The organism is Raineyella sp. (genome assembly GCF_034933565.1).
In the GTDB taxonomy this organism is placed as follows: domain Bacteria; phylum Actinomycetota; class Actinomycetes; order Propionibacteriales; family Propionibacteriaceae; genus Raineyella.
Window position 1 is genome coordinate 1 of sequence record NZ_JAYFNG010000062.1, and the last position, 7,679, is coordinate 7,679.

The 7,679-nt window shown below is 71.6% G+C and carries 8 protein-coding genes; 6 read left to right on the forward strand and 2 right to left on the reverse strand.

Annotated features, from left to right (window positions below):
• The 3 genes from VB059_RS14245 to VB059_RS14255 form a co-directional block, all read left to right on the forward strand.
• The coding region (locus VB059_RS14245; protein ID WP_323422635.1) for a helix-turn-helix transcriptional regulator at positions 1-256 on the forward strand (256 nt) is incomplete at its 5' end.
• Positions 257-303: 47 nt separating this feature from the next.
• Positions 304-1,014 carry a VIT1/CCC1 transporter family protein gene (locus tag VB059_RS14250; protein ID WP_323422636.1) on the forward strand — a complete coding sequence of 237 codons (711 nt, stop codon included), beginning with the start codon at positions 304-306 and terminating at the stop codon, positions 1,012-1,014.
• A 127-nt stretch (positions 1,015-1,141) separates the two neighbouring features.
• Positions 1,142-1,930, forward strand: a complete 789-nt coding sequence (locus tag VB059_RS14255; RefSeq protein ID WP_323422637.1) for a dihydrofolate reductase family protein — start codon at positions 1,142-1,144, stop codon at positions 1,928-1,930.
• Here the strand turns inward: VB059_RS14255 and VB059_RS14260 are convergent.
• Positions 1,882-2,874 (reverse strand): bile acid:sodium symporter family protein, encoded by a 993-nt coding sequence (locus tag VB059_RS14260; RefSeq protein ID WP_323422638.1) that lies wholly within the window; start codon positions 2,872-2,874, stop codon positions 1,882-1,884. The genes VB059_RS14255 and VB059_RS14260 overlap by 49 nt on opposite strands.
• Positions 2,875-2,915: 41 nt before the next feature.
• Positions 2,916-3,278, reverse strand: coding sequence for a BlaI/MecI/CopY family transcriptional regulator (locus VB059_RS14265; protein ID WP_323422639.1), 363 nt, complete (start codon positions 3,276-3,278; stop codon positions 2,916-2,918).
• 155 nt (positions 3,279-3,433) lie between these two features.
• On the opposite strand from VB059_RS14265, the gene VB059_RS14270 reads away from it, so the two are divergent.
• The 3 genes from VB059_RS14270 to cydD form a co-directional block, all read left to right on the forward strand.
• On the forward strand, positions 3,434-4,933 hold the full coding sequence (locus VB059_RS14270; protein WP_323422640.1) for a cytochrome ubiquinol oxidase subunit I: 1,500 nt from the start codon (positions 3,434-3,436) through the stop codon (positions 4,931-4,933).
• A 16-nt stretch (positions 4,934-4,949) separates the two neighbouring features.
• Complete coding sequence (gene cydB / locus VB059_RS14275) at positions 4,950-6,017, forward strand: cytochrome d ubiquinol oxidase subunit II (protein WP_323422641.1); 1,068 nt, start codon at positions 4,950-4,952, stop codon at positions 6,015-6,017.
• Positions 6,017-7,679 (forward strand): thiol reductant ABC exporter subunit CydD (cydD, locus tag VB059_RS14280; protein ID WP_323422642.1); only part of this gene is annotated, 1,663 nt, incomplete at its 3' end. The genes cydB and cydD, both read left to right, overlap by 1 nt.

Here is a 7,679-nt window from a genome sequence, read left to right on the forward strand (position 1 = left end):
CGAGGCGATCGAGGTCGGGCTGGCCGAGCTGGCGCTCACCCCGGTCGCGCCCCCGGTCGACGTGGGCCTCACCAAGCGGGAGGCCCAGGTGGCCGAGCTCGTCGCCGAGGGCCTCAGCAACAAGCAGATCGCCGCCCGCCTGACGATCTCCATCCGGACCGTCGACGGGCACGTCGAGCGGATCCTGGCGAAGTTCGGGGTGACCTCGCGGGGTCAGGTCGCGGTCCGACTGCACGAGACCCGGACCGTACGGTGAACAAGACTGTGCGGTGAACAAGGCTGTGCGGTGAACAAGGCTGTGCGGTGACGAGGGACGGGGTGGTGACGACGGACGCCGGGACGAGGCTCGCGGCGCTGCGGGAGGTGCTCGACCCGCAGGCCTGGTCGGTCGACGCCAACGACGGGATCATCGCCACCGCCGGTCTGCTGGAGGGCCTGGCGGGCGCCGGCGCGTCGGATGCGACCCTGATCCTCGCCGCGACGGCCGGGACGATCGCCGGCGCGCTCGGTGTCGGCGGCGCCCGGTGGGCCGAGGAGTCGTCCCGACGTGACCGCGAGCTGGCCGTCATCGCCGAGGAACGGGCCCAGTTGCAGGCCGCCCCCGACGACGAGCTGAGGGAGCTGGCCGGGTACTGGCAGGACAAGGGACTGGGCCCCGAGCTGGCCCGGCGGGTCGCCGAGGAGCTCAGCGCCCGGGATGCTCTCGCCGCCCAGCTGGCCTACGAGCACGGCATCGTCGCCCCCACCCCGCCGGGCGCCCCGGTCCGGGCGGGGCTGGGGGCCGGACTGTCGTTCCTCAGCGGAGCGCTGGTGCCGCTGCTGATCACCGTGTTCGTGCCCGTCGCGCTCGAGTCGTGGGTGATCCTCGGGGCGGTGGTGCTGTCCCTGGTGCTGACGTCGGTGCTGGCCGCGCGTCGTGGGCACCTGTCGGCGCGGCGAATGGTCGGCCGCACCCTCGTCGTCGGCGTCGGGACGCTGGCCGCCAGCTACGTCGCCGGGCTGCTGCTCCGGTGAGGCGCGGGAACGAGTATCGGGGACCGTACGGACCCCGGGCTTGAGGGTCGGGGGCCCGGACGGGCGCCCCGGGGGGATCTGAGGACCGGGACCCGTACGGGCGCCCGCAGGAACGAGGGAGGACGAGATGGGGGAGATCCGGCGGTTGACCGGTGCGGGCCCGGCGCTGGGCGGGCTCGACCTGCTCCGGCTGCTCGGCGACGACCCGGGCGTACGGGCCAACATGGTGACCTCGGCCGACGGCCACGCCACGATCCGCGGGCGGGTCGGCGCGCTCACCGGTACGGCCGACCAGGCGCTGCTGGTGGCGCTGCGGGGCTGGTGCGACGTGCTGCTCGTCGGCTCCGGGACGATCCGGGCCGAGGGCTACGGCCTGCTCGACCTGCCGGCGCAGATCCGCGGTGAGCGGGCGGCCCGGGGCCGCTCCCCGCGGCCGGTGCTCGCGATCGTCACCGGCAGCCTCGACCTCGACCCGGCGCTGCCGGCGTTCGCCGACGCGGCCGCTGAGGGGCCGGACAGCCTGCCCTGGGTGGTCACCGTGCCCGGGGCCGATCCGGCCCGGCGGGCCCGGCTGGCGTCGTACGCCCGGTTCCTCGAGGTGGAGCCCGGGGCGGACGGCCGCCCGGCGTTGCCGGCCGCGGTCGCGGCACTGCGCCGGGCAGGGCTGCGTCGGGTGCTCAGTGAAGGCGGTCCGACGGTGCTCGGCACCCTGCTCGGGGCCGGCGTCGTCGACGAGCTGTTCCTCACCCTCTCCCCGTGGCTGGTGGGCGGGGAGGGCCCGCGGATCCTCCACGCCGAGGCGTACCGGGCCCCGGTGCCGCTGCGACTGCTGGACGTGCTCGGGGCGGGCGACGAGCTGTTCCTGCGCTACGGCGTGGGGGCGGCGGCGCCGACGTCCTCGGCCGACCGGGCGTAGCGCTGCGCCAGCGCCGAGCAGGCCATCAGCTGGGCCTGGTGGAAGACCATCAGCGGCAGCGCGATCAGGCCGATCGGCTGGCCGGCGAAGAGTACCGCGGCCATCGGCAGCCCGGTCGCCAGGGACTTCTTCGACCCGCAGAACTGGATCGCGATCCGGTCCTCACGCCCGAACCCCAGCCGGGCGGACAGCCACCAGGTGAGCCCGAGGACGACCGCCAGGATCACCAGACAGGTCGCGATCAGGGCCAGCACCTGCGGCAGGGACACCTGCGCCCACATGTTCTCCACCCGGCCCTTGGAGAACGCGGAGTAGACGACCAGCACGATGATGCCCTGGTCGACCAGGCGCAGCGGCTTCTTGTGCCTCGTCACGTACGAGGCCGTCCAGCGCCGGGAGAGCTGGCCCAGCACGTACGGCACGAGGATCTGCGCCATGATGTCGAGCACCGCCTCGGGGTGCACCGTGGCCCGGCCGGTGGTGTTCATCAGGGCGATGACCAGGATCGGGGTGAGGAACACCCCGATCAGGTTGGACATCGACGCCGACACGACGGCGCCGGCCACGTTGCCGCGGGCGATCGAGGTGAAGGTCACCGACGACTGCACCGTCGAGGGCAGCAGGGTGGTGTAGAGCAGACCGGTGTAGAGGGCCCCGGTGAGCACGCCCGCCGGCACGAGGAAGGCCAGCCCCAGCCCGATCAGTGGGAACACCACGTAGGTGAAGCCGAGGATCACCCCGTGCAGGCGCCAGTGCTTCAGGCCGTCGAGGGTGTCGCGGGGGTGCATCCGGGCGCCGTACAGGAAGAACAGCACGGCGATGCCCACGGTGACCGCGTCCGACAGCACCACCGCGCCCGCGCCCCGAGCGGGCAGCAGCGTGGCCACGATCGCCGAGGCGACGATGGCGAGCAGGAACGGGTCGAGGCGGATGCGGGCCGGCATGCCCGGCAGGTTACCCGGGCCGGGTGCCGGCGGGGGTGCGGTCAGTCGTCCACCCGGGCCGCGAGCAGCCCGGCCAGCGTCGCGACATCATCGGCTCCCAGACCGGCGGCGAACTCGGTGAGCGCCTCGCGGCGTTGCTCGGGCGTGCCGACGAGGGCCGCCTGCATCTCGTCGGCGATCAGCGTCGCGCGGGACTCGGCGGGGCGGTAGTACCAGGCGCGTCCCTCGAGTTCTCGGGTCACCCGGTCCTTCTTCGACAGTCGGTCGAGCACGGTCATGACGGTGGTGTAGGCGAGGTCCCGGTCGCGGGTCAGCTCGGCCAGGACCTCCCTGACCGACATCGCGTGGTCCGTACGCCACAACACCTCCATGACCTGGAGTTCGAGGTCACCAAGGTTCGGCATGCCGCCATCCTAGAGCAACGATCCCCTGAGTACTACAACATACGTAGAGAAAATGGAACGCTTCATCGGGGACGTCCGTCGCAACTACGTTCTGTCGTATGTGACGTGGCTCTCTGGCGGTGCAGTCAAGCCTGTGTGCCGTTAGATTCAGCCCCATGGATCCGGCCCTCTTGGCACGGTGGCAATTCGGTATCACCACCGTCTACCACTACTTCTTCGTTCCCGTCACGATCTCACTGTCCCTGATCGTTGCCGTCCTGCAGACCGCGCACTACCGCACCGGCAAGGACAAGTACCGTCGGCTGACCGATTTCTTCGGCAAGCTGTTCCTGATCAACTTCGCCATGGGTGTCGTCACCGGCATCGTCCAGGAGTTCCAGTTCGGGATGAACTGGTCCGAGTACTCCCGGATGGTCGGCGACATCTTCGGCGCCCCGCTCGCTTTCGAGGCGCTGCTGGCCTTCTTCATGGAGTCCACCTTCCTCGGCATCTGGATCTTCGGCCGCGACCGGCTGCCCAAGGGCGTGCACCTCGCGTCGATCTGGCTGGCCTCGATCGGCACCGTGCTGAGCGCGATCTTCATCCTGGCGGCCAACTCCTTCATGCAGCACCCCGTCGGCTTCACCTTCAACGAGGCCCGCGGCCGCGCCGAGATGACCGACTTCGGCGCCGTGCTGACCAACCCGGTGGCCCTGACCACCATCCCGCACACGCTGACCGCCGCGTACATGGTCGGCGGCGCCTTCGTGATGGGTGTGGCCGGCTGGCACCTGCTGAAGATCGCCCGCACCACCGGGGCGCGCAATGTCAGCGAGCTCACCGGTGAGCACGCCGAGAACGCCTCCGCGTACACCTGGGCCACCAAGTTCGGTGCCTGGGTGCTGATCGTCGCCGGTGCCCTGGTCGCCATCTCCGGTGACCTGCAGGGCAAGGTGATGACCGATGTCCAGCCGATGAAGATGGCGGCGGCCGAGGCGATCTGGGAGACCGAGACCCCGGCGTCCTTCTCGCTGTTCACCATCGGCACCCTGGACGGATCGAAGGAGGTCTTCTCGATCAAGATCCCGGGCGTGACGTCCTTCCTGGCCACCGGGTCGTTCTCCGGCACCGTGCAGGGCATCAACCCGCTGCGTGAGCAGTACGACGCCAAGTACACCGCGATGATCCGCCAGAAGTACGGCGACGAGGTCGCCAATGCGATGACGTACACCCCGGCCGTCCCGGTCACCTACTGGACCTTCCGGCTGATGATCGGCCTGGGGCTGCTCGGCATGGCCATCGGCATCATCGTGCTGGTCCTGCTCCGCAAGGGGAACCTGCCGCCCGCCAAGGGAGGCGCCTGGTTCTGGCTCACGATGATGATCGCCACGCCGCTGCTGCCGCTGTTCGCGAACTCGTTCGGCTGGATCTTCACCGAGATGGGCCGCCAGCCCTGGATCGTCTTCGGCCTGATGCCGACCCCCGCGGGGGTGTCGCCGGGCGTGCCCGCCGCGCAGGTGCTCACCACGATGGTCGGTTTCACGCTCATCTACGGCGTGCTCGCCGTCATCGAGGTGCGGCTGATGCTGCGCGCCATCCGCAAGGGGCTCGCCGGCCCCGCCCCGGCCGAGGCCGAGGGCGCCGCCGACGACGCGCCGCTGTCGTTCGCGTACTGAAGGGAGTGACACGATCATGGACACTGTTCTTCCTGTTGTCTGGTTCCTGCTGATCGCCGTCCTGTGGACCGGTTTCTTCGTCCTGGAGGGGTTCGACTTCGGCGTCGGCATGTTGCTGCCGTTCCTCGCCAAGGACGACCGTGAGCGCCGGGTGCTGATCAACACCATCGGCCCGGTCTGGGACGGCAACGAGGTGTGGCTGCTGACCGCCGGCGGCGCGACCTTCGCCGCGTTCCCGGAGTGGTACGCCAGCCTGTTCTCCGGGCTCTACCTGCCGCTGTTCCTCATCCTGCTCGCGCTGATCCTGCGCGGGGTCTCCTTCGAGTACCGCCACCAGCGCAACGACGCGGCGTGGAAGCGCGGCTGGGACCGCTGCCTCATCGGCGCCTCGTACGTCGCCGCGCTGGTCTTCGGCGTGGCGTTCGCCAACTTCGTCCGCGGCCTGCCGATGGACGCCACCCACACCGTGCACCAGACGGCGGGCAGCTTCTTCGGCCTGTTCACGCCGTTCGCGCTGCTCGGCGGGGTGACCTTCGTGGCGCTGTTCCTCAGCCACGGTGCCGCGTTCATCGCCCTCAAGACCGACGGTGTGCTGCGGGAGCGGGCCCGGACGTACGCGTCCCGGACCGGCCTGGTCGCGCTGGTCGCGATGGCCGCCTTCGTGGTGTGGATGAACCTGTCGTACTCCGGCCTGGCGCGTGGTGCGGCCGGGGCGTCCCCGGCGCTGTCGTTGTGGCCGGCGGCGATCATCGCCGTGCTCGGTGTCGCCGTGCTGTGGCTGGCGAACTCCCGTGGCAGGGAGGGCTGGGCCTTCGTCGGTGGCGCCGTCTCGATCCTGGCGGTGCTGGCGAACGTCTTCGCGGCGATGTTCCCGTACGTCATCCCGTCGACGCTCGACCCGGCCTACGGTCTGACCGTCTTCCAGGCGGCCTCCACCCCGTACACGCTGACGATCATGACGATCGCCGCGTGTGTGATGACCCCGATCGTGCTCGCCTACCAGGGCTGGACGTACTGGGTCTTCCGCAAGCGGCTGAAGGTCACCGACATCCCGGCCGACGAGCCCGTGGTCGCCGCGAGCTGATGCCGGGACCGGTTCACCGCGAACTGCTGTCGAGGGCCCGGGCGACGAGGTTCCATCTCGCCGCCGGGGCCCTCGTCGGCACGGCGACGGCGTTCCTCGTCGTCGCGCAGGCCTGGTTGCTGTCGCACCAGGTCGCGGCCGTCTTCGACACCGGCCGGGCCGACCGGCTGGGGCGTACGGTCGGGCTGCTCGCCCTGGTGCTGCTCGGCCGCGCTCTGCTGCGGGGGGTCAACCCCTGGCTCGGCCAGCGGGCCGCGGCCCTGGTGAAGGGCCAGCTGCGCCACGAGGTGGTCGAGGCCCGGCTCGGGCGGCCGCTCGACCCGCGGACCGACACCGGTGGGCTGGTCGACCTGGTCACGCACGGTCTCGACGCGCTCGACGGCTACTACGCCAAGTACCTGCCCCAGCTGCTGCTGGCGGTCACCGTGCCGCTGGTGGTCGGGGTGGCGATCCTCACCACCGACCTGTGGTCCACGCTGATCGTGGTGCTGACGGTGCCGCTGATCCCGTTCTTCATGGCCCTGATCGGCTGGGCGACCGAACGCCGGATGGCCCGCCGCTGGGCGGTCCAGGCCCGGCTGGCGCACCACTTCGCCGACCTGGTCGCCGGATTGCCAACACTGCAGGTGTTCGGCCGGGCCCGTGCCCAGGCGATCGGCCTGCAGCGGATCGAGGCCCGCAACCGCGAGGAGACGATGGGCACATTGCGGATCTCGTTCCTCTCCTCGATGACCCTGGAGCTGCTCTCGACCCTGTCGGTGGCGATCATCGCGGTGTCCATCGGCATCCGGACCGTCAACGGGGAGATGGACCTGACCACCGGCCTGTTCCTGCTCGTGCTCGCGCCCGAGGTCTACCTGCCGCTGCGCCAGGTGGGCGTGCACTACCACGACTCCGCCGAGGGGGTCGCCGCCGCCGACCGGGCGTTCGCCGAGATCGACGCGCCCCGGGTCGGCGCGGGCGCTGCCCGGTCCGGCGCCGGCGTCGCTGCCGGCGACCTGGCCGGCGACCCCGCTGGCGACCTGGCCGGGGGTCCGACAGACGTCGTTGCCGGCGTCCCTGCCGGCGACCGAGCGGTCGGCGGCCCGGCGTACGCCCCCGACGCGCCGCTGGTCCGCGTCCGCGGGCTGCAGGTCACCTACCCCGGCGCCGACGCCCCCGCGCTGCAGGACCTCGACCTCGAGCTCGCTCCCGGTGAGTTCGTCGCGGTCGTCGGGCCCAGCGGCGGGGGGAAGTCGACCCTGCTCGCGGTGCTGATGGGCTTCGTCGGCCCGACGGCCGGTGAGGTGTGGCTCGGCGGCGTGCCGCTGGAGCGGGTGGATCTGGCTGCCTGGCGCCGCCGCGTGGCGTGGGTGGGCCAGACCCCGGGGTTACCGGAACGTACGGTCGGGGCGAACGTCGCCCTCGGCGCCCCGGACGCGCCTCAGGCGGCGATCCGGGCGGCGCTGGACCGGGCCGGAGCCGGCGACCTGGCCCTCGACCACGTGGTCGGCGACGAGTCGGAGGGGCTCTCCGACGGCGAGCGCCGCCGGGTCGGCCTGGCCCGGGCCCTGCTGCGGCTCAGCCACGGCGGCGGCCGGCTGCTGATCCTCGACGAACCGACCGCCGGCCTCGACCCCGACACCGAGCGTCGCGTGCTGACGACCCTGCGGGAGACGGGCG